The organism is Pseudomonas sp. 18175 (assembly GCF_050432925.1).
Classification (GTDB): Bacteria; Pseudomonadota; Gammaproteobacteria; order Pseudomonadales; family Pseudomonadaceae; genus Aquipseudomonas.
The window spans coordinates 35,733-59,886 of record NZ_JBKFTO010000014.1 but is presented as its reverse complement, the minus strand read 5'-3'; the positions used below and the strand labels follow the sequence as shown (position 1 = coordinate 59,886).

General features: G+C 61.3%; 15 protein-coding genes. All 15 read right to left on the bottom strand.

Annotation, left to right across the window (positions count from 1 at the left end; genetic code table 11):
* Positions 1-11: 11 nt before the first annotated feature.
* The 15 genes from ACLD1Y_RS19800 to ACLD1Y_RS19730 all read right to left on the bottom strand — a co-directional run bounded on the left by ACLD1Y_RS19800 (position 12) and on the right by ACLD1Y_RS19730 (position 23,878).
* The gene (locus ACLD1Y_RS19800) at positions 12-524 is read right to left on the bottom strand and encodes a hypothetical protein (protein WP_429479521.1); all 513 of its coding nucleotides are present in this window, start codon (positions 522-524) and stop codon (positions 12-14) included.
* Complete coding sequence (locus ACLD1Y_RS19795; RefSeq protein ID WP_429479520.1) at positions 521-7,114, bottom strand: DUF637 domain-containing protein; 6,594 nt, start codon at positions 7,112-7,114, stop codon at positions 521-523. Before ACLD1Y_RS19795 ends, ACLD1Y_RS19800 begins: the two co-directional genes overlap by 4 nt.
* 28 nt (positions 7,115-7,142) lie before the next feature.
* Positions 7,143-8,864, bottom strand: coding sequence for a ShlB/FhaC/HecB family hemolysin secretion/activation protein (locus tag ACLD1Y_RS19790; protein ID WP_429479519.1), 1,722 nt, complete (start codon positions 8,862-8,864; stop codon positions 7,143-7,145).
* A gap of 454 nt (positions 8,865-9,318) precedes the next feature.
* On the bottom strand, positions 9,319-9,801 hold the full coding sequence (gene pgaD / locus ACLD1Y_RS19785; RefSeq protein WP_429479518.1) for a poly-beta-1,6-N-acetyl-D-glucosamine biosynthesis protein PgaD: 483 nt from the start codon (positions 9,799-9,801) through the stop codon (positions 9,319-9,321).
* A 2-nt stretch (positions 9,802-9,803) separates the two neighbouring features.
* Entirely contained in the window at positions 9,804-11,144 is a 1,341-nt protein-coding gene (pgaC, locus tag ACLD1Y_RS19780; RefSeq protein ID WP_429479517.1) for a poly-beta-1,6-N-acetyl-D-glucosamine synthase, read from the bottom strand.
* A gap of 2 nt (positions 11,145-11,146) precedes the next feature.
* Positions 11,147-13,144, bottom strand: a complete 1,998-nt coding sequence (pgaB, locus tag ACLD1Y_RS19775; RefSeq protein WP_429479516.1) for a poly-beta-1,6-N-acetyl-D-glucosamine N-deacetylase PgaB — start codon at positions 13,142-13,144, stop codon at positions 11,147-11,149.
* 12 nt (positions 13,145-13,156) lie between these two features.
* Positions 13,157-15,637: a poly-beta-1,6 N-acetyl-D-glucosamine export porin PgaA gene (pgaA, locus tag ACLD1Y_RS19770; protein WP_429479515.1), complete on the bottom strand. Its 2,481-nt coding sequence runs from the start codon at positions 15,635-15,637 to the stop codon at positions 13,157-13,159.
* Between the two features lie 299 nt (positions 15,638-15,936).
* Complete coding sequence (locus ACLD1Y_RS19765; protein WP_429479514.1) at positions 15,937-17,433, bottom strand: YdgA family protein; 1,497 nt, start codon at positions 17,431-17,433, stop codon at positions 15,937-15,939.
* Between the two features lie 158 nt (positions 17,434-17,591).
* A complete protein-coding gene (locus ACLD1Y_RS19760) occupies positions 17,592-18,224 on the bottom strand; it encodes an NADH:ubiquinone oxidoreductase subunit N (protein ID WP_429479513.1) in 633 nt (210 codons plus the stop codon).
* Between the two features lie 81 nt (positions 18,225-18,305).
* Positions 18,306-19,748, bottom strand: coding sequence for an efflux transporter outer membrane subunit (locus ACLD1Y_RS19755; protein WP_429479512.1), 1,443 nt, complete (start codon positions 19,746-19,748; stop codon positions 18,306-18,308).
* Entirely contained in the window at positions 19,745-20,635 is an 891-nt protein-coding gene (locus ACLD1Y_RS19750) for an efflux RND transporter periplasmic adaptor subunit (RefSeq protein WP_429479511.1), read from the bottom strand. The genes ACLD1Y_RS19755 and ACLD1Y_RS19750 overlap by 4 nt, the downstream gene beginning before the upstream one ends.
* Positions 20,632-20,841 carry a DUF1656 domain-containing protein gene (locus ACLD1Y_RS19745; RefSeq protein ID WP_312495841.1) on the bottom strand — a complete coding sequence of 70 codons (210 nt, stop codon included), beginning with the start codon at positions 20,839-20,841 and terminating at the stop codon, positions 20,632-20,634. The genes ACLD1Y_RS19750 and ACLD1Y_RS19745 overlap by 4 nt, the downstream gene beginning before the upstream one ends.
* Complete coding sequence (locus tag ACLD1Y_RS19740; protein ID WP_429479510.1) at positions 20,838-22,916, bottom strand: FUSC family protein; 2,079 nt, start codon at positions 22,914-22,916, stop codon at positions 20,838-20,840. Before ACLD1Y_RS19740 ends, ACLD1Y_RS19745 begins: the two co-directional genes overlap by 4 nt.
* Complete coding sequence (locus ACLD1Y_RS19735) at positions 22,913-23,323, bottom strand: MarR family winged helix-turn-helix transcriptional regulator (protein ID WP_429479509.1); 411 nt, start codon at positions 23,321-23,323, stop codon at positions 22,913-22,915. Before ACLD1Y_RS19735 ends, ACLD1Y_RS19740 begins: the two co-directional genes overlap by 4 nt.
* 288 nt (positions 23,324-23,611) lie before the next feature.
* A complete protein-coding gene (locus ACLD1Y_RS19730) occupies positions 23,612-23,878 on the bottom strand; it encodes a hypothetical protein (RefSeq protein WP_429479508.1) in 267 nt (88 codons plus the stop codon).
* Between the last annotated feature and the right edge of the window lie 276 nt (positions 23,879-24,154).

The window sequence follows — 24,154 nt, the reverse complement described above, 5'->3', positions numbered from 1 at the left end:
TTACGTTTGCTTCACTGCGCGTTGAGCATTGAATTAATCGCCCCCTCAACATCACCGCCGCAAGAACCAGACATCAAACTCGCCAGCACGAACCCTATCTTTTCAAAAATTTGCTCACTCGATGAGACTTCGCCATAAGCAGCGTAAACCATCTCTAAACGGTCAACTTCTATTTCAACTCCGTTATTTGAAGCGCGTGTAAAACCAGCTCTCGCGGCCTCTTCATACAGTTTGGGCAAACCCACACAGACAGAATCAAAACCTGCAACCAAAAAATTTTCATCCATTAAAAAACGACGGGCGTTCTCTGTTAATGCATCAACGCCACACGTCACAGGCTCAGCAGCAGAATAATGTACGCCGAGCAATCCGTATAAAACGCGCGCACCACGAGGAATCATCACTTCCAGTACCAAGCCGTTAACGCCCGTGACGTCATCACCTGATACTTTGCAACCTGTGGTCTGGCACACATTGCGCCATAATCGAAACTTTCCGTATTTTCCAATGCTGCCACTGATCATTGTCGCTCGCTCCAAAACTTCAACCAGCTTCCATTGAACGACCCAGGCTCAGCCGTGTTGACGGCTTTAATCACTTCCGGATGATAAACACTAAAGGGTGACACTTGGTACTTTGAAAGCGCTCCTTGGTGGGCAGCGTCGTACTCTAATCCTATTTTCATCATCGTCGACTCTGAAACTTCATGAATATAGAAACTCGCATCTGCGCCACTCACGGGCTTGCCCTCGGTCAACGCGGTGCGAAGTCGTGTAATCATAAGATCATTTTCGGGAACATATCCGAATTGTTGTAAGTGGGTTTCGACAATATCCAGTCCTTTTGCCGAGACCTTGACCTGCCGATCTGCCAACTTACCAAACCCAGAACCTCCTTCTGCCCCCTCAAGAAACGCACCCGTGCCTTTCACACTGCCAGCCAGTGTTCCTGCTTGTGGGATCAATCGCCCCGCCACCCACTCAAGTGTCTTTCCTCCAATCGCACCGGTCACCGTGCCCAGCGTCGTATCAAACGCCATCTCACCCAATTGCTCAGGGGTGGAGAACACCAGCTTGTCTTCCGCTCGGGCAATGGCCTGCCCCGGAATCGGGCTGGTGAACCAATCGACGCCATCTTTGGCCGACTGCGCAATAGCACCCGGGATTTTGTCGTAGTTGTTGATCAGCCCCTCAAGCCCCGCCGTGAATCGCGACGGCAACTCGGAGGCGTAGTCCACCACATGACCACCGAGGGCATTGGCTTGGTAACCCAGTTCATTGGCAGGCGCATAGCCGGTGAACACCAAGTCCCTTGGGTCAACGCCATTGAAGTAGCCGACCAACCCCGCGCGGTACTCGTCCTGCGTCATGCCTTCACGGTAGGCCGTGGCCTGCAGTGAGCGCTCATAGTCGAACATCTCGAGGTTTCGGGACTTATCCAGCTCGTCCATGGCCTTGATGATTTTTTTCTCGCACTCACCCGCTCCCCCGCCGAGCGCACCACAACCGGCCCTGGCCTTGTCGGCGTCTTGGATTTCGCGGTGAGTCAGCCAGTTGAAGGTCGAGGCTTTAAGCGCGATTTGCGACCCCTTTTCCAGGTCTCCGTCGACGGCTGCCGCAGCAACCAAACCGGTCAACTGGGAGAGCATCAACGTCATGTCGTCATTGCCCCGTGCGGCCCAATCAAGCTGGTTGATCAGGGCCTCGTTCAGCCCTGCGGCCGCTGCGCCGGTCTTGAAGTCACTGCCGGTGGCTTCGGCCAACAAGCCTCCCATCAAGGCATGCGCGACGATTTTCTGAACGCTGCCATCCGGGAACTTGACGGTATCGCCCACCCAGTTAAAGCCCGTGGCCATTGCCACGTTGCCGGCTTCCCCGAGTAACGCGGCATTGAAGTTGTCGCCGAAGCTGCCGCCCTGGATGGATGTCGAAATGCCGCTGGAAATAACCGCCCGAGTGCCGGTGCGCAGGGCGATATCACCGGCAGCCGTCCAGGTGAAGATATCTTTGGAGGAGTTGGACACCGCCACGGTAGACCCCGCGCTCGGGCTCACACCCTGGACGGTGCTCGCACTGGCGCTGTCTGTGCCACCGAACCAGTTGGTGTCGGCGTATTCCAGGGCGCCTGCCGTAAAGCCTGCGACCGCCGCATTTTTTAGGCTATTGGCGCTGACCGTTTCTTTAAACGCCTTACCCAGGTTGCCTTTGTTGTTGATGGTGCTGGTGACGGCTGTCGTACTCAGGCTGGTCGATACCGCCAGCATGGGCCCCTGCAAGCCGAAACCCACCGGCCCCATAATCGCCGCCATCATGATCGCAATTGCAATCTTGGCACCGGCACCCAGCCCGGAGTTGTCGTACTTGAAGCTGTCGTGAATCTCCTTCACTTGGCGCCAATCAATATCCCCGCGCGCCTCGGCTTGTTTGAGCCACGCCAGGTTCGGATCAGCCTTGACCATCGCCTCCACGGTCTGGCTGACCGTCTGCTGGTCAACCTGTTTCACATCGATGCGAATGCCTTCGGCCGCCTTGATAACCAGTTGCCCTTGGGCAACAAGTTCGCTCTGGCGCAGGGTTTCATCGGTGTTGCCTTTGCCTTTGGCGCTGAACCACGAAAGGTCACTCTTGCTCTTGGTGTGACTCTCGTCGTGCAGGTCCTTGACCCCGGCGAAGGTAATCGCACCACCACTGTCGAGGATGATGTCGTTGCCACTGTTTAGCTTGGCGACTTCATACCGCTGATCACCGCCACTCTTGAGCGTCAGGTTGCCGCCGGTCTTGATCTCGGTGCCGATCTGGGTGGTGCGGGTAACGTCATCGGTCTGCGCTTTTTTCGCGCCCCAGCTGCCTTTCTGTTTCATGTCATACAGCGTGTGCGTGCTGTTCTCGGCCGCCAGCAGGTTCGTCTGCCCAGCGCTGTACAGATACGCCTCGTTGCCCGCGCTGATCTTGCTCGCGATCAGCGTGGTATCACGCCCAGCCTGGCTGGTGAAATTCGCACCGGCGGTCAACACGCTGGCGACTTGGGTGGTTTGCTCATCCTCGGTCTTGATGCGTTTTTTGCCGTGTTTTTCCTTGCCTTCGACGTTGTGGATATCGCTGACCGACGTCACGTTGAAATCGCGCCCGGCCTCGATGTTCAGGTCTTTTCCGGCAGTGGCGGTGCTGCCGATGACGGTGACGTCTTGCCCGGCCTTCATGTTGATATTGCCGCCCGCCGTAACCGTGGCAGCGATGTTTTTCACGTCGGTGGTGATGCTGGATTTATGCCCGCCGTCGCTGAACTCATGCTTGACGCTCGTATCGCTGACGGCCATCAAGTTGAGGTCACGGCCCGCCGTGAGATTGGCGTCATTGCCCGCCGCGAGCGCCCCCCGGTTGATCAGGTCGCGACCGGCTTCCATCGTGAGGTCTTGGCGCGCGCTGATGGTGCTGGTGCTGGCATCGGTAAGGGTGCGCATGCCGGCACCGTCACGCACTTGAATCGCGGTGCTGTCGTTGGTGATATCGCCCTCGACGGCGGCAAGATGAACCTGGGTGCCGCGAATCTCGCCAGCCATGGCATTGCGGATGCTGTCCTGGGCCAACAGGCCGAGGTTGTTGCCCGCCTCGACCAGGCCGCCGTTGTAAATATTGGCGTTGCTGACGGCCGTGAGGTTGTTGCTGGCCCGCAGGGTGCCGACGTTGAGCAAGTCGCCGCCGGTGACGAGGTTGAGGTCGCGCCCCTGGATCAGGCTGCTGCCACGCACGTTGCGCGATTCGGCTTGGGCCAGGTACAGCACCGGCACCAGTACGCTCTGGCCGTCGACCACGCGGTTTTCCATCCACACGATGTCGTGGGTCAACGCGCCCACTTGCTCGCCGGTGAGGGATACGCCGACGCTCAGGCTCAGGGCGTCTTTGCTGGCGAGGGCGTTGTCCATCAGGTAACGGAACTGGTCGGCGTCGCTTTGCAGGTCGCTGTCGAGGAAACGCTGGCCGGTTCGCGCCAGTACGGCGTCGCGAATCAGGCGGGTTTCGTATTGCCCGTCACCTAGGCGGCGCCAAGCGGTGTCCGCGCTGTAGCCGAGCTTGTCGAGCATGTAGTTGGAGCTGAAAAAGCCCGCCGCGCTGGCGAATGCCGGGTTGGTCTCGATCAGGTAATGGCTGGTGGGGTCGACGTTTTTGACGAACATCCCGTAATCGCCCTTGGGCAATTGGAAGTAGGGCGAGGTGGTGGGGTCGACCGCGGTGAACGCTGCGCCGGTGTCGTCGGCATGCTTGTTGAGGTTGATATCGATGCCGCCGGCGGGGATGCCGGTCTGGTCGTTGTCGAGGCTGCCAGTCAGTTGTTCTTTCTGGTTTTCCAGCAGCGTGCCGTTTTGCACCTTGTTGGCGACTTTGGAGAGGTCAACGGTGCCACCGGCTTGCAGGGTGGCGCTGTAGGCGAGGCCATCGTTGACGGTCCATGCCGTGACATTGCTTTGCTCTTCGAAACGGCTGTCGGAGGACCTGGCCTTGAGGGCGGCAAACTTCGCCGCATCGAACGCGCCGAGGGCATTGAAGGCCGGGATGTCGACGGACTCCATCTGGTCCCATTCCGTGCGCGCGATCTTGCCGGGTGTGCCGATAACGATGCTGTTTTGCCCGGTGCGAGTGCCGGCGCCCTGGTTGAGCAGGTTATTGGCGACAATGGCAAGGTTGCCGTTGGCCGCCAGCAGGCTGTAGCGGTTCTGCACGGTGTCGCCCTGGATCAACAGGTCTTTGCCCGCGAGAAGACGCGCCGGTGCCGAGTCCTTGATCGCGGATTCCAGGAACGTCTGGTGGATATTCACCTGCCCACGCTTGAACCAGTCATGGCCGCCGCAATGCTGGCCGCAGCGCCATTCCACGGTGCCGGCGGTCACGGTTTTCACCAGCTCGAACTCGGCCTTGCCGTTCTCCACAAAGGCGGCGTTGATGCCGATAGCGCCTTCGGCTTCGACCGTACCGGACAGGTTGCTGAACACCGCCGCCTGCCCGCCGTCCTGCGCAGCAAACGTCAGGTTGCCTTGGGTGTAGACGTCGCCATAAGCGTTACTGAAACTGTTGCCGCGCAGGGTCAGGTCGCCACCGCTGAACAGCAGCGAATCGGCGCCATTGGTGATGCCTTGGGTGGCGGTGAGGTTCACCGGCCCCAGGGCGCCCAGGGTGCCGCGGTTGTTGATCTGCGCCGCGGCGATGTCCAACTGCTGGCGCGCCGTGAGGAAGCCGAGGTTGTCGAGGGTGCCGCTCAGGTTGAGCTGAGTGTTGATGGCCGCCATGCGCCCGCCATTCTGGCTGACGTTATTGGCTACCACCGAGAGCTTCTGCAGGGCCGACACATGACCACTGTTGGTCATGTCGCCACTCAGGGTGATGTCCAGGTCGCCACCGCTGACCACTTCACCGCCGTTATCGAGGCGGGTGGCGTTGATGCTATTGCCCGTCGCGCCCAGGCCGCGCAATTGCCCGCCCGCGCTGTTATCCACATGGCCACCGGCAAGGGCAAAACGCTCGCTGGCTTCAACCAGGCCGCCTTGGTTGGTGAAGGTGTCGCGGGCGGTCAGGTTTAGGCGCTTGCCGCTGATCTGGCCGTCGGCGCTGTTATCGAGGGTATTGCCGGTGAGGGTCAGTTGTTCCTGGCCGTGCAAGGCGCCGCCACGGTTGTTGATCGCGTCGGCAGTGACGGTCAGGTCGCTGGCGACGATTTGCCCGCCACGGTTATCCACCGACACGCTGTCGAGGGTGGCGACCTGGCCTTCACCGAAACGAATCAACCCGCCCATATTGACGATGGCCGGCGCGTTGATCGTCAGGTTTTGCAGGCCGTACAACCGGGCGGTCTCGCCCTGATTGATCAGCTTGGCGGTATTCACACTGACGGTCGTGCCCTGGATCACCGCGCCTTGGTTGGTCAGCGCCTGCGCGGCGGTGATCGCCAGGTTGCGGCTGGCCAGGAGGTTGCAACGGGTATTCACCGTTTGCGCATTCACCACCAGATCGCCGCTGGCGTTGCGGCTGTTGTCCGCCTGTACACCCGCCTCGATGATGCCCGCGTTGGTGACCGTGGCCGCGTTGAGTTCAATGCGCTGGCCAGCCGCCACGCTCTTCTGGTTGACCAGGGTTTGGGCGCTGGTCAGCTCTACATTGCGGGCGGCGTAGACCTTGTCGGTCAGCTCGATATGCTGCGCGGTGGCGTTGATATTCCCGGTGGTGGTGGTGGCCTGCGCCATGCTCAGGCGGCCGTTGGCGTCGAGTTGAATATCACCGCCACTGGCTGCCAGCGTGCCGTCGAGTTTCACGCCAACGCCCGCCTCGGTGCCAACCAGTTTGATCGCGCCAGCGTACATGCCGCCCAGCGCCGAGGAGTCAATGGCCAGTTCAGGTTTGGTGCTGCCGTCATCGGCGCGCACAGTGGTTTTCAGGCTTTGGGCATCGACGTCGTTGCGCCCGGCGATCACCGTCAGTTCCCGCGCATTGATCTGCGCATTGATCTTGGCCGAACGGGTGATGATCTCGAAGCGGTCGACGTTGCTGGCGTTCAAGCCCTGGCCGTCGATGGTCACCACGCCGCCATCCACTTGGTAGTGGTCCAGGCGACCCACCTTGTCGATAACCGGCTTGCCGGTGGTCAACGTGGCGCTTGGCGTATTGATGAACCCGCAGCCGTTGCAGGTCACGCCATAGGGGTTGGCGACGATGACTTTGGCTGACTGCCCGGCCACTTCGGTGAAGCCGCGCAACTGGCTGGGGCTGCCGCCGTTGACTTCGTTGAGGATGACGTTGGCGGCGCCGCCCTTGAGGTTGGGGTTGCCGATGATGTAGCCGCCCAACTGCGTGTTGGTCGCCGCACCGGTGGCGTTGTTGAGGATCACGCCATTGGGGCCGACGTTGTAGTCCTTGAACTGGTTATGGGACAGCCCGCTGCCGTTGGGGGTCGCGATGTTCACCACCGGCACGCCGTTGCCCGCCTGGCCCACCGTGGTGCCTGGGGCGCTGACCACAATGCCTTCGGCCTGGGCCAGCAGCGGCTGCCAGAACAGCGCGTTGGCCAGGATCAGCGCGATGCCGCGCCGGCATAGGGTTTTCAGGGCAACTACGGGGCGAACGTCCATATTCAAACTCTCAAGGCGGGGCGTTGAATTACAGGTAGAAATCCATGCGGAAATAGATCGGCGCTTCGCGCTCACTCATCACGGCCGGGCGCTCCAGGGAGTGGGCAAAGGTCACGCTGGTGCTGACGTGCTTGCCGCGGGCGAACAGCTCCAGGGAGTTGCTCGATACCCGCCCATGCACTTCGTCGTTGTAGCGGCCATGGCTGATCACGCCCTGGTCATAGCCGACGCTTGCGCCGTACTCGAAAAACGCCGGGCGCAACCAGTCCACGGTGACCGGGCGGGCCCAGCGCAGGTCATTGCGCCAGTAGCCACCGCTGTCGCCTGTCAGTTGCTGGTCCTTGAACCCGCGCACCGACGCCGAGCCACCCAGGCTCATGCGTTGCGGGCTGAACAGGATGTCTTCACTGCGTTGGCCGGTGGCCAGGCTGGTGAAACTGAATGACTCACCCCACAGGGTGAATGGCTGCAAGTAGCTGACGGTGGCGGTGTATTTGCGGTAGCGCGAATTTGCCTGGCGGTTGCCGTACTGGTCGCGTTCGTCCTGGGCTTGGGCATCCAGCAAGCCGATACCGTTCTGCATGCCCAAGTCGAGGTTGACGAACGCATTGGCGATGCGACGGCCATGGTTGATGCCCACCTGGAACTCACTCAGCCGGTTGCTGCTCACTTCGGTGCGCGTATCCAGGATGTAGTTGTTGGTGCGCAGGTGCGTGACGCCGACGTTCACCGATGTCTTGCTGAGGTCGTCGCGATGAATCACCCGCTCGGCGCGCAGTTGGTGGGTCTGGTTGTCACCGTTCTGCTTGTATTTGAAGTCGTCGGTCACACCGAAGGTGCGGTAATCGCTCTCGCTGTAGAGGTAACTGAAGTTCCACCAGCCCCACGGCACGTTGTAGTAGAACATGCTGTTTTTCGAGGTTTTCTGGTGGTCGCTGACGGCGTCGTGGCCACCGCGCAGTATCAGTTGATCGGCCAGGCCCAAGGGGCTGTCCCACTCCAGGCCCGCGCCCCATTGTTGTTCGCCGGTGCTTTTCTGGCCGTCGTTGTTACGCGACAGGCTGGCGCGCCAGGGCTTTTGCGGCACGTTCTTGACCACCACCTCACTGCCGCCGATCTGGCTGCCGGGAGTCAGCGCCATCTGGGCCTGACGGGACGGCAAACGGCTCAGCTGATCCACCAATTGCTCGACTTCCCGCAGGTTCAGCGCCTCGCCCACCTTGCCGGGAAACGCCATGGCCAACTCGCGGTCGGTGACCGTGCTGCCCTCGGCGCCTTTCAAGCCTTCGAGCTTGCCCTCTACCACCAGCACCTGAAGGTGGCCGCTGGACAGGTCTTGTTGCGGCAAGTACGCACGGCTGGTCACGCGACCGTTGTCGATGTAGTCATCAGTGATGGCCTTGAGCAGTTGATTGAGCTGCACAACGCCCAGGCACTGGCCGATATAGGGTTTGAGCAGGCGCGCACGGTCGGCGGCAGACAGGCTGTCGGCGCCCTTGAGCTCGATGTCTTGGATGGGAAAGCAACGGGTGTCCACGGGGGCCGCAGGGGCCTGGGGCTTGGCGCCTTTGCCGGGCAGGTCTTGCAGCTCTTCGAGGCGCCGACGCTGTTCTTCGAGCAGGCGGTTCTGGCGGTCGCGAATCAGGTCTTGATCCCCCGGCGTAGGGGCCGCCGCGGCACTGTTCAAGCTCAAGTAAGCGAGCAGCAAAGTGCACAGAAAATACCGAGTCCGTGGCAATAACAAAGACATGTTCGATCCATCGAAAATCAAGGGGCGGCAAACTAACATCGAACTTCCCACAACCCAAGCAACTGAGTTAGTTGGACTTTCGTGCTAGCTACTCACGTAAATACCTGATTAATAACAATAAAAAATTATCAAAAAGGTACGCAGCCTGTCAGCTGGAATATTATTCCGACAAGCGGCAAGTCTTTTGATAGCGATTCGTCGGAGAACTTAAAAGTTGCCATTAGTTGGCCATCAAGTTCGTGCCGAGATAAGTTAGTACCGGAAAATGCAGAAAAGTTCGCGGGGGTTTTGTGAATTGGATCCCATTTATGGAATCACAAACGGTGGTGAGCGGGCTTGTTGTGGTGAGCGGGCTTGCCCCGCGCTGGAGTGCGAAGCGCTCCCAAGATTTTTGGGGCTGCTTCGCAACCCAGCGCGGGGCAAGCCCGCTCACCACAGACAACAGCAGACCAGATCAACTGGCGTCTTTGTTTTGATCCTTGCCGGGCACCAACGTCAGCCCCGGCTTCTCCACATCACGGGAGACGTGGGACTTCACTTCGGCCACGCCGCCGTCCTCGTCGTTGTGGATCACCAACACGCCAGGCCGGCGCAGCTGCTCAAGATCGCCTTCGCCCAAGCTGAAACTCTCGCTCAGGTTCTTGTCACTCAATGCATTGGCTTGCGCACGGCGCTGGGCAAACTTGCGCCCTTTACGTTGCTGGTAACGTGCCCAGCTGACGAGGATTACGGCGTTGAACAACGCGATCCACATGTAGACCTGCAAGGTGTTGAGCGCAGCAAAGATCGGCGCCTCGATGCGCGGCCCACCATGGGTTTCCAGCATCGAGGTGATTCCGCGCACCAACAGCCAGACCAACCCGGCCCAGGCCAGCAAGGTCAACAGCACATCGATGATCCACATGATGGAACGTTGGCGAGTTCTGACCAGTTTCATGATCACGCCTCCTCTTCAACAGGTTTGATACCACGATCCGGGCTGACCCAGCGCGCACGCTTCTGATGCTGGTTGAACAGCACCTTGGGGAAACTGACCAGGGTGGTAAAGAGGCTGACCAGCCAGAACACCATCGGGTACCACACGGTCCAGAACAGGGTTTTCCACAGGTCCTTCTCGTAGCGCCGGTCGATCAGGATGCTCACGGCAAACTGCACCAGGCACACCATCGCGAGAACCAGGCCAGTAAACGCTGGCGGTACCAGAGAGTCCACGGCAATGGCCGGTGGCAGCACCATGAATTTACCCAGGCCCCAAAAGATCACCGACAGCAAGAAGGTAAACGCCCAACCGGTGGACAGGCAGTATTCGAACAGCAGCGGCCACAGGTAGCGGTGACGCCATTGCCAGATGCCGCGGATGTTCTTGAACAGCACCTCGGCACCGCCTTGGGCCCAGCGCAGGCGTTGTTTCCACAGGCCGCCGACGGTTTCCGGCATCAGGATCCAGCACAGGGCACGGGGCTCGTAGAAGATGCTCCAGTGATCGAGCTGCAGCTTCCAACTGACATCGATGTCCTCGGTGATCATGTCGGTGCTCCAGTAGTCGATGCGGTCCAGCGCCTTTTTACGGAACGCTACCACCACACCCGACACCGTGAAGATCCGGCCGAACACCCGTTGCGTACGCTTGATCAAACCGATGATCGAGGAGAACTCGCCCACCTGCACCCGGCCGATCAACGTCGAGCGTGTGCGGATGCGTGGGTTGCCGGTAACGGCGCCCAGACGCGGGTTGTCGAGCATCGGCGCGACCATGTAGGCCGCCGCGTTTTTGTCCAGCAATGCATCACCATCGATGCACACCAGGTATTCGCTGCGCGCTGCCACCGCACCCATGCGCAAGGCCACGGCCTTGCCTTGGTTCTGCGCCAGGTGCAGCACCCGCAGGCGTGGGTGTTCCAGGGCCAAGGCATCGAGAACGGCAGCGGTGTTGTCTTTGGAGCCGTCGTTGACCGCGATCACTTCGATGTTGGTGTACACCTGGTCCAACGCCGCATGAATGGTGTCGGCAGCGTTATCGCCTTCGTTGTAGCAAGGGATGATGATCGAGATCAGCGGGTTGCCGGCCAGGGTCGGCGCCGGGGTGTCCTCTTCCCAAGGCCAATGGCGCTCCCAGTGCAGCCAGAAGTACAGGCCGCCAGCGATCCACAGCGCCGACATGAACAGCGGGTAGAAAAACACGAAGTCCATCAGGAACTGCCCGGTGACCAGGAAGATCAGGCCCAGGGGCACACCCAATACCAATGCCAGCACGAATAAAGCCAGGATTCTATCGAACATGGTCAAGGGTTCCATTGGTTGGAAAGGGCCGGACGCACTGTCTTCAAGTCCGGGGAGTTTTCCAGGAAGTTATCCGGGTAGTAGCCAAAGCTCGTGACCCCCTGGCGTTTGAGCACACCCATCCATTCGGCCATTTGCTTGCCGTTGATATCGGGGGCCTCTTTGGTGCGCCAGTCTTTGGCTTGCAGTTCAAACACGGTTTTTTGCAGCGCGCCGGGGCGTGCCTTGACCGTGGCCACCAGTTTTTCCAGCCAGGCGTTGGAGGTCTTGTACTCCTGCCCTTCCATCAATGGCATGGCCATGGGTGCGGTCCAGTCGTAGGTCTGGAGGAAGTCATCGAGGTTCTGCGCAAACCAGGCTTCGCTTTGCGGGTTGAGCATCGGCTCGGCGAAGATATTGCGCGCGGTCAGCAGCTGGGGCCCGGCAATGGCACGGACCTTGGCGGTCAACTCGTTGGTGAAGTCGATCAGGTAGCGGCTTTTGAAACGGGTCCAGCGCTGCATCACCGCCGGGTCCGCACGCAACGCTTCGATGCTGCCGGGCAAGCCATTGGCGGCGTAGGCCTTGAGCGCTGCCGGGCTGGCGTCTTCGAAATCGTTGAACACCGCATCGTCGTGATACAGCACGCCATCGATAGCACTGTTGCGCGCCAGGTCCTCATAGATCTCGCCGATGATCTTGCGCACTTGCGGGTCAAACGGCGACAGGCGCTTGTATTGATCCGGGTCGAGGCCGACCTGGCCGGTTTTCGGGTCCCAGCGCGTCACGCGCGGCAGCTTTGGATCGAGGGCGAAACTGAGCACCGGCATCCACGCATACACAGCGGCATGGGCACGGGTGTGCAACTGCCAGGCGACGCGGTTGAACAGGTCTTCGCGCACCGGCAAGTGGCGGTTGGGGAAGTACACCGAGTGCACCAGGCCGTCACCCTTGGGGTCGGCGAAGGCTTGCAGGAATACCGTGCCCGCGCCCATGTCCACCACGCGCTGTACCAACTGGTCGAGGTTGCGCGCCTGTTGGGCGGCGTCCGGGTCATAGACGTTGTCCAGGTCCACATGCAGCACCCGCATCGGTGCCGGGGTTTGCACCGCGACCATACTGTTGGCGAAGTGCTCGCCATCCGGGTCGGACGCCACCAGGAAGCGCGGGCTGTTTCTCAGGTCGCCGAGGTTGTCGAGGCCGTCCTCCAGAGTCAGGGCCATCTGGTAGCCCTGCTCTTCGACAATCGACAAGGTGGTGCCTTTGGCTGCACCGTATGGCCACACCCAGACCCGTGGTTTTTTGCCGGTCACTTTCTGGATCTTGTTGGAGATCGCCGTGACGTCCGCACGCATCCGTGCCTGGAACTGCGCGTCGGTTTCATAGCGCCCGGTGGCCGGGTCATAACGCAGCGAGGCCGCCGCCGGCTCCAGGTTGCCTTGGGGGTTGGCCAGGATCCCGGTGTGACTGGCGTCGGTGTGGGCAGCGATTTCCACCAGGCCGGACTGGGACACTTCGCGGATCTGCTGCCAGGTCAGGAATTCACCCCGTGGGCGTGGCGCGCCGGCAAAATCCACCGGCTTGTCCAGCGGCGTATCGATCCAGTAGCCGACCGGCGCCAGCACGGCATGCCAGTTATAAGCGCGCAGAATCGGCATCACGCGGGTGTAGAAGCTGGAGTAACCGTCATCGAAGCTGAGCATGATGGCTTTGGGCGGCAGCGGCGGCCCACCCCGGCGTGCGGCTAGGATCTGGTCGACGCTGACCGCCTGGTAGCCGTTCTCACGCAGCCAGGCCAATTGTTCGATCAAACGCTCGGTACGCACTGCCACCACGGCCTGGTCGGGGTCGCGGTCCTCGACGTCGTGGTAGGCAATGCCCAGGAAATGGTTCTTCGGCCACGGCACTTCGTTGGCCGGAACAGGCCGCTCGGCGGGTGGAGTAAATGGCGCGGGTTGCTGGGCACAGGCACTGGCCAGCATAACGCCCAGGATCAACAAACAACGGCTGAGGACGGTCATGGTCAGGCTCTTCTAGAAACGGTAAGTGAGGTCGACGAGCAGACGCAGATCGCGTTCGCGATCGCCGTCATAAGGTCGGCTGATCAGGCTCAGGTTGGCGCCGGCTTCCAGCACGTCATTCCAGCGATAGCGCTGGCCATAACCCACCAGGCCGATGCCGCCGGTGGAATAATCCTGCTGGCTATAGGTACCCGCACCGACCTGGAACTGCTGACTCCACTGAGTCTCGTAGCGGTGATAGAGCACATGGTTGATGTTGAGGACGGGCAACACGGTGAAGTCCGACTTCGGGTTGAAGTAGATCGTGTCTTCCTTGCTGTTGCGGCTGGCGCCCACTTCCAGACCCAGGTCCACCTGCACCCGCGACGAGCTGTAGAGGCCTTCGCGGCCGCTGAGCAACGCTTCGAAGCGGTCGTTGCCGTCGCTGAAGTGGGAGGGGCTGAGGGTCAGTTTCCACTCGCGGCTTTCGTTGGCGCGCCAGCGGATAAAACCGCTGCCGCCGTTGGCCGTGATGCCGGCGTTCAACGCCCGCAGTGGCGTGGTGGACAGGAGGTAGCCCAGGCTGCCGCCGTATTGCCAGTTGTCGTTGATATCGCGGGCAATCGACACCGCAGCACCTTGCTTGGTGCCATCGCCGTAGGAGTGGTTGGAGACTTCGGCTTCCAGCGTCATATCGCGGGTGCGCCGCTCTACCCCCACCGTCTGCCAACGGTGCTGGCCGGTGCCCTCTTCGAAATCGGCGCGGGCATAGCCGGCACCGGCGAACAGGCGCCAGTCTTCGTCGATGGGTGGCGTGTAAATGCGGCTTTCAATACCCCAGTCACGGTTACCGGCCACTGCGCCGGCCTCGTTGTCGTTGCCGCCACCGAAGCTTTTGCCGGTGTAGGCTTCGACCCGCAGCTCGGCCATATCGTGCACATCCCGCAGGCGGCTGAGGCGCTGCACCTGGCGGTTATCCGGGTTGCGGGCGAGCACGTCATCGGTGAGTAGGTCGAGTTGACGCCATTCCTGCAGGTCCATCGCGGTGTAGGCTTGGCTCACTTCCAGGCCGATATCGCGTGGGGCCTGGGCTTCGGTTTCCTTGAGTACGCCTTCGGCGCGGCGTGGCAGGTCGCGGGCGCGGTACATATCCGCCTGGGCCAGGCGCAGGCCGACATTGCCTGGGGCCTTGGCCACCAAGGCTTCCAGGCCGGCTTCGCTGCCCGGCAGGTCGCCACCGTACACACCGGCCTGGGCCGACAGTTGTTGCGCGTCCATCCAGGCGTCGTTGGGGTTGCCAATGGGCAAGCCCTTGAGTTCGACCCGAGGCTTTTGGCTGCTGGCCAGGCCTTTGGCAACCTCGCTGGCGTCTTCGCCCTTGTTGCTTTCTTGCAGGGCGTAGAACAACGCGGTGGTGTCCTCGACCCGGTCATCAGGCTCTGCGTCTGGAGCGCTCAACGCCTGGCGATACAACGGCTCGGCCTTTTCCGGCTGGCGCTGGTCGAGGTAAGAGGCGGCCACCCAGCGCACGGCGTAGGTGGGCAGTTGCACACCTTCGTCCTTGAGGGTTTCGTATTCGCGGATCACGTCAGCGGTGCGCGCCCGTGCCTTCAACGCGCCAAGGCGGTCGATGCGCCAGCGCACCACGTCGTCGTGGGCGGTGGCGTCTGGGGTCCAGCGGGCGAGCAGTTTGTCGTAGTCGGCCAGGGCGCGGTCGGCCACCACATAGCGTTCTTTTTCGGAACGGGTGGCGAACTCGGCCATGCGCACGCGCTCGGCGGCGAGGTCCCCTTCCAGGCGGCGCTGGGTGATGGGGTCCAGCAGGCCAGGGCGCTTGGCTGACAGGCGCAACGCGGGTTCCGGCAAGCGCGCCTTTTGCAGGGCGACGATGTATTCGCGGGCAACGTCCGGCTTGTCGCCGGCACGGGTAAAGGCCTGGTCGAATTCAAACAGGGCGTCGTAGTTCAAGCCGGCGCGGGTCAGTGCGTAGCCTAGGGCCATGCGGCGGTTGGGATCATCGGGCTTGGCTGCCACCAACGCACGGGTGCGCTTCACGGCATCGTTGGCCTGGCCGCCATCGGCCTCGGTCAGGGCCTGGCCCAGTTGCAGGTCGATATTGTTCGGTTCACGCAACAGCGCCTGGCGATACACCGCCGAGGCCTGTGCCCACTGCTTCTGGTTGCGATACGTACGTGCCACCGTAGCCAGTGCCTGGGTCGTCAAGTTGCGATTCTTGCCCTGGGCCTCGTACACCTTCAACACTTCGGCGTCCTGCCCAGCCCAGCCGGCGATCACCAAGTGGTCACTGATCTGGCCAGGGGTTTGGCGCTCGGCAGGCAGTTGGCGAAGTTGGGTCAGGGCGGGAGTGAAATTGCCATTGCGCGCCTGAATAATCAGCGCGTCATAGGCCGGGTCGGCCATGGCGAAGGCGGGCATCAGCAACTGGCTGCACAAGGCGGCACCGATGAGCAGTCGCAACCGGCCTGAGGCACTTAATGGTAGGTTTCGCAGCATATCGTGAGCTTCCTTACACACGGAAAGCTGTAACGATAGGTGGTCCTGAGCAATTTGCATCAGGGTGTCGGCGTCTAGTGACCCGACCTAGCTTTCCTGTAGGAACTATCCCCGAGCCATGTATCAAAAAGGAGAATTCAGAACAATTGTTCAGAATTGGCCGCAAATCTGAAAAATGAACGGGGGAGCGGACTTGCCTGCGATAACCGGGTAACCGTCGACGCGAATGTCGATTGTTTGACCCTTATCGCGGGCAACTCCACTCCCCCATTATTTATTTCTGGGCGGTGACGAAACCTTTACTGCGCGCGGCCCACACCACCGATCTTGGACATGACAAACCCAATGAATTGCTCAACGGTCATCTTCTGGCCGTTAAAGGTCACTTCATTGTTGGCGTAATGCAGCTTGGACACCACATCAGTACCCACCAGGGTCGCCAACTGAGTGCCGACCGCCATGCCGCTGACCATCTCGGCCGCCATCTGGGATTGCTGCTCGATGGCTTTAGGGTCGGTGAGGCCACCGATCTGCGCCTGCAGGGCGGAAACGTCGGCGATCATCGGCTTGGACAAGGTCAGGTTGGCGTCCAGCAGCGTAATCATCTGCTTGGCCAGCTCAACCGGCGGCAACTCCATGGACGATGGCTTGGCCAGGTCCACGATCAGGTTGAACTTGCTTTCGCCGTGGGTGGTTTTGAGCGACAGGTTTTCCAGGGCCACTTGCGGCTTGGCCGCCAGCAACTGGTTGACGTTGGCTTCAGCCAGGGTTTGCTCGGCCTCGGTCAGTTGCAGCTCCGGCACCGGTTGGCCAGCGGCGGCAGCGGCTTGGACCGGCTGCATCTTGTCCTGGTACAGCTTGGTCAGCAGCAGGCCCGACGGCACGTCGATGTTCTTGACACTCAGGCCCATGGCGGCCGAGCCCACGGCTTTGCCCTGGTAACCGATCTCGTCGATCTTGTAGTCGACACGGCCAGCCAGGTTGTTGTCCTTGATTTCGCTGGTGTCTTTCTGCTCGAAGCCCTTGAGGGTCAGCACGGACTTTTGCGTGCCGAAGGTGACCTTGGTGTCGGTCAGCTCAACGGTGTTCTGCCCGGTGTAGAAGCCGAAAGTGGATTTTTCCAAGTTGCTGGCCACGGTCAGGCCGGCCAGTTCTATGTCGAACGGCGCGCCGTTAGCGTCGATGACCGACAGCTTGAAGCTGTTCGTATAGGTGTTGACCTTGACCTTCTTGCCTTCGGCAGTGCTGTCGAAGTCCAGGTTGGCGCCGGAGAAGCTCGCCGAGGACGTGCCGTCCTTGTACTCCAGGGGCAGGAATTCAAGGTTGCCGCTGACCGAGCGGTTATAGCCAATATTGGCCACGCCCTTGAGCGGCGACACGTCCTTGGCGGCGGCGAACCATTTTTCGGTGGTGGCGTTCTTTTCCAACGTGTAGTGACTGGTGGCCATGACCGGCAGCCACTTGAGCGAGACCAGACGCGAGAACGGCAACGGGCCGTGTTCGATGTGGTCGACAAACAGCAGTTCCGGGTTCGGGTTCTGTTCACCAAAGAACGAGCCCTGGCCCTTGAGGCGATAGCGCGCAGTGCTGCTGAACAGGCCACGGTCCAGGGACACCAGCTCAAGGTTCAGGGTGCCATCGACACCGGCCATGGAGCGTTGCAGTTCCTTGTTGGCGTCCTGCACCGCCGTTTGCAACACCGGCTCCAACTGCTTGCCGGTGTACCAGGCGCCGCCTGCACTGACGACGCCAACGGCGACAACGAAACCCAAAAGAACAACTGCTGGCTTATTCATGAAGTGACCTGATCAAATCCTATGAGAAGTGGGCTGTCTTCCTTGAACCCGTGTGGGTTGGCTCAAGCCCGCCGAAAACGGGGGAAGATTAGCACTGGCGGCCGCGAACGGCCCAGCTTTTCAGAGGGGTCAGGCGTGCGGTTGGTTCACCCGCAGGTTCAGGAATACTCCAAGTCGATCTCATCGAGTTGGTGATCAAAACTCTTCAAACGCGCCGTCCAGGTGTACACCAGCACCTCAAACTCGCGGTGTATCACCGCGTTGCTCGGGGTGTCGGCCTTGGGGTCGCAGAAGTCCAGTTGGTAACGCTCACGGGCCATTTGCGTGGCAACGTCAGACAGTTCCCGCGCGTTATTGAGCCAATGCCTACCGTCAGCCACTTGCTGGTCCAGGGCGACGCACTGTTTTTTCAGGGCGTCGAGGCTTTTTTCCAGGGGCGTGCCGGTGAGTTCGCCCATGACTTCCTGGAAGGTACGCCCCGGCTGCCAGTAGCTGCCCCAGAAATAGCGGTCGAACACGGTCTCGACGCGGCGCAGGGCGACCTTGGTGTCCCAGATCGCCACGCGGGTCTTACCCTGTTCGAGGAGTTTTCGTTTGACCCGGTGGTTTTGGTAGGAGGCCCAGGCAACCACGCCAATGGACAGGGTGCCGATCACCAGGCAGGCACTGTCGAGAAACACCATGGCCTTGTCGATTTGGTGGGCGAGCATCACGCCATAGAAGTAGGCGGCCGATAACAGCACCAGTGCGAAGAACACGCACCAGAAAGCGGGAGCATAAGGGTTTTTCATTATTGGAATCCCCATGAGCAAACGCGAGCAGTGTCAGGCAGGCCTTCACGGCGGCCTGCCTGTCAAAGCATAGCTATTCGCTCAGGGTTTGCTGGCTGGCGCCGCTTGCGTTCGTCCGCTTTCCCAACCGCCGCCCAGGGCCAGGAACAGATCGATCTGGCTCATGGCAACCTGGGTGTTGGCCGCCGCCAGTTGCGCCCGAACATCGGTGTAAGTGCGGGTGGCTTGCAGGTCGGCCAGGAACGACGCGCGGCCGGCCTGGAAGAAGCGATGGGTCTGGTCTGCCGCTTCCTTGGCTGACTCGCCGGCTTCGTCCAGGGCATCGCGGCGTTGCAGTTGCGCGGTGTACTGCGCCAGGCCCGTCTGGGTTTCGCGGATAGCGTTGAGCACCACCCCATCGAAGTGCGCCAGGGCGCCCTGGGTGGCGGCTTCCGCTTCGTGGATGCGGGCACGCGCGCCGTTGGTCGGGACCGACCAGCTGATCAGCGGGCCAAAGCCCCAGCGGTTGGTCGGCGCGGTGCCCAGGTCATCGAGGATACCGACGGTGCCCACGGTGGCGCCGATGCTGATATCTGGGTACAACGCGCCGATGGCCACGCCAATGCGGGCGGTGGCGGCCGCCAATTGGCGCTCAGCCTGACGCACATCAGGGCGGCGCTTGAGCAGCGCGGCGCCGTCGCCCACCGGCAACAACTTGGCAATGTGCGGTAGCTCGGCACACGTGCCGGTGCCCGTCGGCAGTTGGTCCACCGGCTTGGCCAACAACATCGACAGGCGGAACAACCCGGCCTGGCGCGCCGCTTCGTAGCGCGGCATGTCGGCGCGCAAGGATTTGTATTGGGTTTGCGAGCGCGTCACCTGGGTCTCATCGCCACGCCCGGCATCGCGCAGGCGTTGGGTGAGCGTGGTGCTTTGGGCTTGCAGCGCCAGGGACTCGTTGGCAATCGCCAGTTCTTCGTTGGCTGCGCACACCTGGGTGTAGGAACGCACTACATCCGCCACCAGGGTGATACGGGCGATATCGGCAGCGGCTTGGGCGGCGTCGGCGCTGGCCTGGGCGCTCTCGATGCCGCGCTGCAAGGTGCCCCACAGGTCGAACTGGTACGAGGTGCTGATGCCGACGCTGCCAATATTGGCCACTGGCACTTTATCTTCGAGCAAAAACGCTTCGCCGGACTCTTGCAGACGCTGGGCTTCGGCCTTCACTCCGGCGTTCCAACCGCCAGCAGATTCAGCCTGTTGCACCTGATAACGCGAGCGCTGCAGGTTGGCAGCGGCCACCCGCAGGTCGGTGTTGGAGGCCATGGCCTGGCGCACCAGTTCATCCAGGCGCGGGTCGTTGTAGAGCTTCCACCAATCCGCCGGCACCGGCGCCGACACCACGTTGTTGCCCTCGCCTGCCAGCTGGCCTTGCAGGTCGCCGCGCTTGACGGCGGCCTGGTCCGGCAGCGTGTAATCGGGCCCCACCATTTGGCAGGCCGACAGCAACAACCCCAGCGCAGCGGTGGCCAGCAGTTGCTTCATGGTTTGTCTCCGTCTTTCACCTTGTCGGCAATGATCGACACGGTGGCCGTACGTCCGGCGATCATGCGGAAGTCCGCCGGCACATCGTCAAACGCGATGCGCACCGGAATCCGCTGGGCCAAGCGCACCCAGCTGAACGCCGGGTTGACGTTGGGCAGCAGGTTGGAGCCGCTGGTGCGGTCACGGTCTTCGATACCGGCGACGATGCTCTGCACATGCCCGTGCAGGCGGGCGTTGTCGCCGATCACGCGGATATCCACGCCCATGCCGACGTGGATGCCGTCGAGCTTGGTCTCTTCGAAATAGCCATCGATGTGGAAGGAATTGCTGTCCACCACCGACAACACTGGGCGCCCGGCGGTGACGAATTCCTGGGTGCGCGGCGCTCGGTCGTTGACGTAGCCGTCCACCGGGCTGCGGATCACCGAGCGGTCGAGGTTGAGTTGGGCCGAGTCCACCGTTACCTGCGCTTCGGCGAGGGCCGATTGGGCACGGGCCACGCGAGACTGGCTTTCTTCCAGTTGCTCGCTGGGCACCAGGTTGCCCAGGCCACGGTTACGCTTGTACTCGCGGCTGGCCTGGGCCAGGGTTTCCTGGCGGTCGGCCACGGCGGCCTGGGCTTGGCGCAGCGCCAGCTTGAAGCGGTCCTGGTCCACGGCAAACAGCACCTGGCCCTTGGTCACCAACTGGTTGTCGCGCACGTCCACCCGCTGGATCAGCCCGGACACATCCGGGGCGATTTGCACGATATCGGCACGGATATGCCCGTCACGGGTCCAGGGCGCAAACATGTAGTACATGACCATGCGCCATACAACGACGACCGCAAAACTCACGATCAACAACGTCAGGACTACACGGCCGATGGTCAAAAAAGGTTTTTTCATGTCATCAGGTATCGACTGAGTGAGTCCACGGCGCCCAGTAACAGCGCGTAGAGCCCCACATTGAACAATGCCCGGTGCCAGACCAGGCGATAGAAGTGGAGGCGCGTCAACAACCCGTGCACCACCAGAAACAACAGGTACGTAATGCCCATCAGCACCAACAGCGTGGGCAGGAACACCCCGCTGATATCCAGATCACCGATCATAAAGGCGCTCCATCGGGTAGCGGCGCTTCCATCTCGGTGCCGCCAATGAATTCCACCCCCGGCAACAACGCCAGGCGCAGGCCGGCCAGCGCGTGCAACAGGTGCACGCGGGTGTCGTCTTCGTCTTGCAGGCCCTGGCCGTTGAGGGCGCGGCGCGTGCGGTCCAGGGTCATCAGCAGACCGCTGGGCGCCGGCAAGCGTTCACCGGCCTTCAGGCACGCCTTGAAATAACCGCCCACGCCTTCGACCACTTGGTTGAGCAACACCCGTGGCACACCAAGGATGCGCGGCGAGTAGGCCAGCAGGTCGAGCAGGTTCAGCGCCACACGCAAATCGCGCAGGGCAATGCCGGTGTCTTGGTTGGTGAGGGCCAGGCGCGGCAGGTGCTGCATCAGGCGGTCGAGCATCTGCGCGGCCATGTGCCGGTGTTCGGCGAGGGTCGCAGGCTCGGTCATGCCGACGATGTCGCGCCAGCTGAAACGGGTCAGGCGCTTGGCCGCCAGTTCGGCGCCGAAGGGCCGTGCGATCAGCGTCCATACAAATGCGAACAACAGGCCCACGGGCCCCGCCAGGTTGACGTTGGCGAAGTTGAGGAAGTCGGCGTCATACGCCCCCTGGATGCTGATGAATGACGAGGTGTTCACCAGCGTCAGCAACATGCCCAGGTAGAAACGCGGCTGCACCGTAAGCGTACCGATGCAGATAAACGGCACGGCAAACGCCAGCACCAGCATCGGGAAATCGTGCAGGTTGGGCAGCACGAGGAATAGATAGAGGCTGGCGAACAACACCGACATCGCCGTCCAGAAAAAGAACCGGTAGATCTGCGGCGCCGGGTCGTCCATCGAGGCAAAGAAGCTGCAGGCCACGGCGGCCAGGATCACCGCGCTACCGCCGTCGGTCCAGCCCAGCAAGATCCACAGCACCGAGGCGACGATGATCGCGGTGACGGTGGAAAACGCCGAGTAGAACATCAAGCCACGGTCGAGGAACGGCGTGAGCCGGCCCAGGCGCCAGTGACGGTAGACGGCGCGCCAGGTGTCCTGGCTTTCGCATTCGATGGCCGCTTGCAGGCTGCGGCAGTCTTGCCACAGGTCGATCCATTCGGCCAGGCGGTACAGTGCGTTGGAGAACAGCAGGGTGTGACGGTCATCCAGTGCCTCGCCTGTGGGCTGCAGGGCATCGACCTGGTCCCGCAGGGCGCGCCAGCTTTCAAGCGAGGCGTCTTTTTGGCTGCTTTCCAGCCATTGGTTGGTCGCGTCCAGCAGCGGCGTGAGCTTTTCCATAAACTGCGGCGCACGCTGTTCGACGGCGTACAGCGCATCGTCGAGTTCTTCCACCACCGGCAGCAGGTGGATCATGCGCCCGCGCAGTTCCTTGGTGTTGCGTACCGTCTGGGGCCGCGCGCCTTCGTGGGGCAGTTGGCCGATCATCAATTCCAGGGTGTTAAAGGTGGCGACCATGCCGCCGCGCAACGTGCTGACTTCTTCGGGCGATACGTTGCGACTGAGAAAACGTTGGCTGTAGACCTGGGCATCGGCAAACCACTTGGCTACCGAGCCGTCGAATACCGGCATCAAGCGACGCGGCCAGAACATCGCGCCGACCACTGCGGCAACGGCAATACCGAGGAAGATTTCTTCGGTACGCGCCTCGGCCACATCCCATACCGCCAAGGGGTTATCCACCACCGGCAAGGCGATGAGCGGCAAGGTGTAGCCAGCCAACATCAGTGCGTAATTGTTGGCCGTGCGCAGGTGCATGGAGAGGAACAACAAGGTGCCCGTCCACAAGGCAATCACCACCACCAACAGATACGGCGACTGCACAAACATCGGCACAAAAAACACCGCCGCCGCCGCGCCCATAAACGTACCGATAGCGCGGTACAACGCCTTGGAACTGGTGGGGCCGACAAACGGGCTGGAGACGATATACACCGTGGCCATCGCCCAATACGGACGCGGCATTTGCATCAACATGGCGATGTACAGCGCGATCATCGAGGCGGCGAAAGTACGCACGCCGTAGAACCAGTCTCGGGCGGGTGGAAAACCGGTAAAAAATCCGTTCAAAGCGTGGCCGCCTCAAAGGCCCGCAGCACTCGCAACGCGGCCTCCATATCGGTAGACGGAATGTCCGCCAAGACCTCCTTGCGCAGGCGCACTAGTTGCACTTCCACCGCTTGCACCAGCTCACGGCCGCGCTCGGTGAGGCTCAGCGCCTTGGCGCGACGGTCGTGGATGTCTTCGGTACGGCACACGTAGCCGCCGTTGCACAACTGGTCGAGCAGGCGCACCAGCGACGGGCTTTCCATACCGGAAGCCTGGGCCACCTTGACCTGATGCACACCGTCGCCCAGGCGGCCGATCATCAGCAACGGCACCGCGCAGGCTTCGGAAATACCGTAGCTCACCAGCGTGGTCTGGCAGATTTTGCGCCAATTACGGGCGCCCACCACCATGCTGCTGCTGAGGTTCATCTGGAGTTGTTCGAGGGATTGAGGCACTGGAATGTTCGCATACAGTTAGTTTGCTAACTATCAATATGGTGGATGACGCCGGGGCCGTCAAGTTTTGAAACAAATTTGCGGATGGGTGGTGGTAGTTAAGCGGACTGAGGGATTGCTGCAACACCGCAGGGTGAATGTGGGCAGTGCGTGTGTGGGAGCGGGCTTGCTCGCGAAGGCGGTGGGTCAGTCGCCCGATGTGTTGGCTGATACTCCGTATTCGCGAGCAAGCCCGCTCCCACATTTAGATCAGTGTCGGCTTCAAACCTGCGGTTCGGCCTGGCCGTCCAGGCGACGCTGGATTTCGCCCATCATGTCCAGGCCGTCGCGCAGGGAAACGAGGGCTGCGGTGACAAGGTGATGGAGGTTCTGGCTGTCCGTCTTGGCGGTCAGGGCTTCCAGCAGTTCAGTGCCAATGCGGATGCCACTGCGGGCCGTTTCGTGGAGCAGATGGGAGGGCGCGAAGGTATTGAAGGCCAGGACTGGGACGCTGGTGGGGTTGGTTTGAAACGGTTTGTATTGATCCATTGAAAACCTCACAGATAAGGATTTGAACCACCCGCTCTCGTCGCCAAACAAAAAAGGGTGGCAGCTGTACGCAGGTTGGCGAACCGGTTATCTGTGAAACCCGGCAGATCCGAAGATCTCCCGCGTACAGCCGCCATAGAACCCAATACTTTCATCCAACGAAAGAAAGCATGGGTTATGAACGCTGTAGCGCGTCACAGAAGCTCGGATCGCCAAATCCGGTCGCCGATGTCCGGCGACGGTGCGAACTACAGGGACGCTACCGGGGCAAATCAA

What these genes read in the sequence shown, in the direction of transcription:
- ACLD1Y_RS19800 (WP_429479521.1), bottom strand. Translation starts at nt 524, where the DNA reads ATGATCAGTGGCAGCATTGGAAAATACGGAAAGTTTCGATTATGGCGC.
- ACLD1Y_RS19795 (WP_429479520.1), bottom strand. Translation starts at nt 7,114, where the DNA reads ATGGACGTTCGCCCCGTAGTTGCCCTGAAAACCCTATGCCGGCGCGGC.
- ACLD1Y_RS19790 (WP_429479519.1), bottom strand. Translation starts at nt 8,864, where the DNA reads ATGTCTTTGTTATTGCCACGGACTCGGTATTTTCTGTGCACTTTGCTG.
- pgaD (WP_429479518.1), bottom strand. Translation starts at nt 9,801, where the DNA reads ATGAAACTGGTCAGAACTCGCCAACGTTCCATCATGTGGATCATCGAT.
- pgaC (WP_429479517.1), bottom strand. Translation starts at nt 11,144, where the DNA reads ATGTTCGATAGAATCCTGGCTTTATTCGTGCTGGCATTGGTATTGGGT.
- pgaB (WP_429479516.1), bottom strand. Translation starts at nt 13,144, where the DNA reads ATGACCGTCCTCAGCCGTTGTTTGTTGATCCTGGGCGTTATGCTGGCC.
- pgaA (WP_429479515.1), bottom strand. Translation starts at nt 15,637, where the DNA reads ATGCTGCGAAACCTACCATTAAGTGCCTCAGGCCGGTTGCGACTGCTC.
- ACLD1Y_RS19765 (WP_429479514.1), bottom strand. Translation starts at nt 17,433, where the DNA reads ATGAATAAGCCAGCAGTTGTTCTTTTGGGTTTCGTTGTCGCCGTTGGC.
- ACLD1Y_RS19760 (WP_429479513.1), bottom strand. Translation starts at nt 18,224, where the DNA reads ATGAAAAACCCTTATGCTCCCGCTTTCTGGTGCGTGTTCTTCGCACTG.
- ACLD1Y_RS19755 (WP_429479512.1), bottom strand. Translation starts at nt 19,748, where the DNA reads ATGAAGCAACTGCTGGCCACCGCTGCGCTGGGGTTGTTGCTGTCGGCC.
- ACLD1Y_RS19750 (WP_429479511.1), bottom strand. Translation starts at nt 20,635, where the DNA reads ATGAAAAAACCTTTTTTGACCATCGGCCGTGTAGTCCTGACGTTGTTG.
- ACLD1Y_RS19745 (WP_312495841.1), bottom strand. Translation starts at nt 20,841, where the DNA reads ATGATCGGTGATCTGGATATCAGCGGGGTGTTCCTGCCCACGCTGTTG.
- ACLD1Y_RS19735 (WP_429479509.1), bottom strand. Translation starts at nt 23,323, where the DNA reads ATGAACCTCAGCAGCAGCATGGTGGTGGGCGCCCGTAATTGGCGCAAA.
- ACLD1Y_RS19730 (WP_429479508.1), bottom strand. Translation starts at nt 23,878, where the DNA reads ATGGATCAATACAAACCGTTTCAAACCAACCCCACCAGCGTCCCAGTC.